We start from the raw sequence: 2,169 nt of genomic DNA on the forward strand, positions 1-2,169 counted from the left end.
AGATGAATAATCCACGAATACCAGCATGACAACCGACGACATTACTGCCTCATCCGGTGCGTTAGCTCATTTATTTAGAGCAAGAGAGCAGCTGATTATGGACCGAAAAAATGTCAGGGAGACTCTCGGTTTTTATTGACAAGGGGAGTCATACCAACACTAAGCTTTGGGGCGCTAACATGGGGCTATAATCGCGAAGCGGCCCCGTGTTAGCGTCCCAGCGACCGGAGGGAGTGCCAACAGCGTTTTGTTAGGCGTACAACTTAGAGTACGCAGCTTTGCTGCCACCACTAGCCAATTAGGCCGCGCGTTTAAATTATTGAATTTAAGATAAAACAACCCTGTGTGAAAAGCCAGATGTTAACGACATTGGCGGATAAAAGAGCGAGTTTAAACAACTGGAGATGCAGAATGCTGGCGTTGCTGAGTTGACGAAAAGGGCGTTGCTAAAGCTGTTGAAACTACCGAAAAGTAAGCCGTAAAGACAACCTAGCGAAACAACCTTGATGCTGGAATGTCACTGTTGAATCCACTTTTTAGTGCTGTAAGTAAATGACGCCTAACTTTTAAATAAGGGGCGCAGACATGTGGGCTAAAATGCGAAGCAGCCCACGTGTATGCGTCCCAGCGAACGAAGTGAGTGACTTAATTTTTTTGTTAGGTGTCAATGCCAAAACTTCCACCAACTTTTACTAGAGGTGTTGATTACTTTCGCTTGGTCGTAGCAACAGCCGCAAACTAACTTTATATTCGCGAATGCTTCAGACTCTTCATTCCAGTCACCACCACATTCTAATCGTTTAACTTCACATTGATTGCACCAAGCATCTGGTCTTTTGTTGTCGTCTGATTCTGGTGCTGAGTTGTAACCTACTTTGTTCTTCGTTGTCATACTGTCCATGAGATGCTGGCACACAAAAGTAGCTTGTTGTTCACCGTGCTTACAACAATTCACTGTATTATCAGTTTCCATCCTGACTCCTAACGCCCCGCTTAGGGGCAGTAACACGTAGGCTAAAATACCAAGCGAAGCGCAGGGAGCCTACGTGTTATTGTCCCAGGGAGCTTGCGACCGACTACAGCGGATTGTTAGATGCGTAGCTTGAAACTAATGAAATGTTTCTGCCTATCTAGCGTTATGAAGCTCATAAATATAAAAGTAGGCAAAAGGATTAGCCATGAGCCTTCTAAGAAAAAGACTAGTGGCAAATGCAATGCAGTTGAAAATATTAGTTTTTTTGGACGTGACCAAGTGACGTAGCTAATTTGAGCCCATTTAGGCTCAAATATCATTAACGCCGCGATACCTAAGCATGCAGAGATAACGAAAAAAGTTGCAAAAGTTATAATATCCATTGTTTTCTCCGCACCACCCATGTGTTGTAGAATAAATGAACGATTTGGTTTGTCAATTTACGGGAAGCACATAACGCCGCCATATGGGGCGCACAAATGCTTGGCTAAACTTGGCGACGAAGGAGAGCAAGCCAAGCATTTTGCGTCCCTGCCATAATGGCCTTGTTATATTTCTCTTACTTTACCGTCGATAAAGTAACCACCAAATATTGTTGTTAAAAGTATTAACGCTTTAGAATACCATTGTCCAAACCAAGCAATCTCAACTGCCGTTTTTTGGTATGAATATGAGCCTAAAGAAGAAAAACTATTCTCTTGATAAGCCCATACATCTAAAGCAGGAAACCAAGCCCAAAACAAACCCGCAAGTGCTACTGGCCAAAGTGTGGTGTCACTATATGGGTTAAATTTTTTCCACACTCCCCATACAACCAATACCAACGTCATTTTACCAATCATCTCAAGACCTGTTTCCCAATCAACTCCAATAAGATTAGAGAATTTGTAAGTAAGGAAACCTAAACCAATAGCAAAAACTACTAGAATGAAAAACAATGCATCGTCGTCACTTCTACTGCTCATGTTAAATACCTTCAATTATTCAGTTAATTAAAGCTATATTACTGTATAAATAAACAGTGTCAAGTGTGAGTTATTTATACACCAAACCAGCCTGAGAAATATAACTTTTAAATAAGGGGCGCAGACACGTAGGGCATAATGGCGAAGCCGCCCTGCGTGTTTGCGTCCCAGCCCGCACAGCGGGCGTGCTTAATTTTTTTGTTATATGACATTTCTCAATCAGCCACTAAG

At 42.4% G+C, this 2,169-nt stretch carries 2 protein-coding genes; both read right to left on the bottom strand.

The window, feature by feature from the left end; translation table 11 throughout:
* Positions 1 to 664 precede the first annotated feature (664 nt).
* Complete coding sequence (locus tag JV36_RS0104735) at positions 665 to 973, bottom strand: hypothetical protein (protein ID WP_032096973.1); 309 nt, start codon at positions 971 to 973, stop codon at positions 665 to 667.
* A gap of 548 nt (positions 974 to 1,521) precedes the next feature.
* On the bottom strand, positions 1,522 to 1,938 hold the full coding sequence (locus JV36_RS0104745; protein ID WP_032096971.1) for a hypothetical protein: 417 nt from the start codon (positions 1,936 to 1,938) through the stop codon (positions 1,522 to 1,524).
* Between the last annotated feature and the right edge of the window lie 231 nt (positions 1,939 to 2,169).

Source organism: Alteromonas sp. LOR, from assembly GCF_000753865.1.
Classification (GTDB): domain Bacteria; phylum Pseudomonadota; class Gammaproteobacteria; order Enterobacterales; family Alteromonadaceae; genus Alteromonas.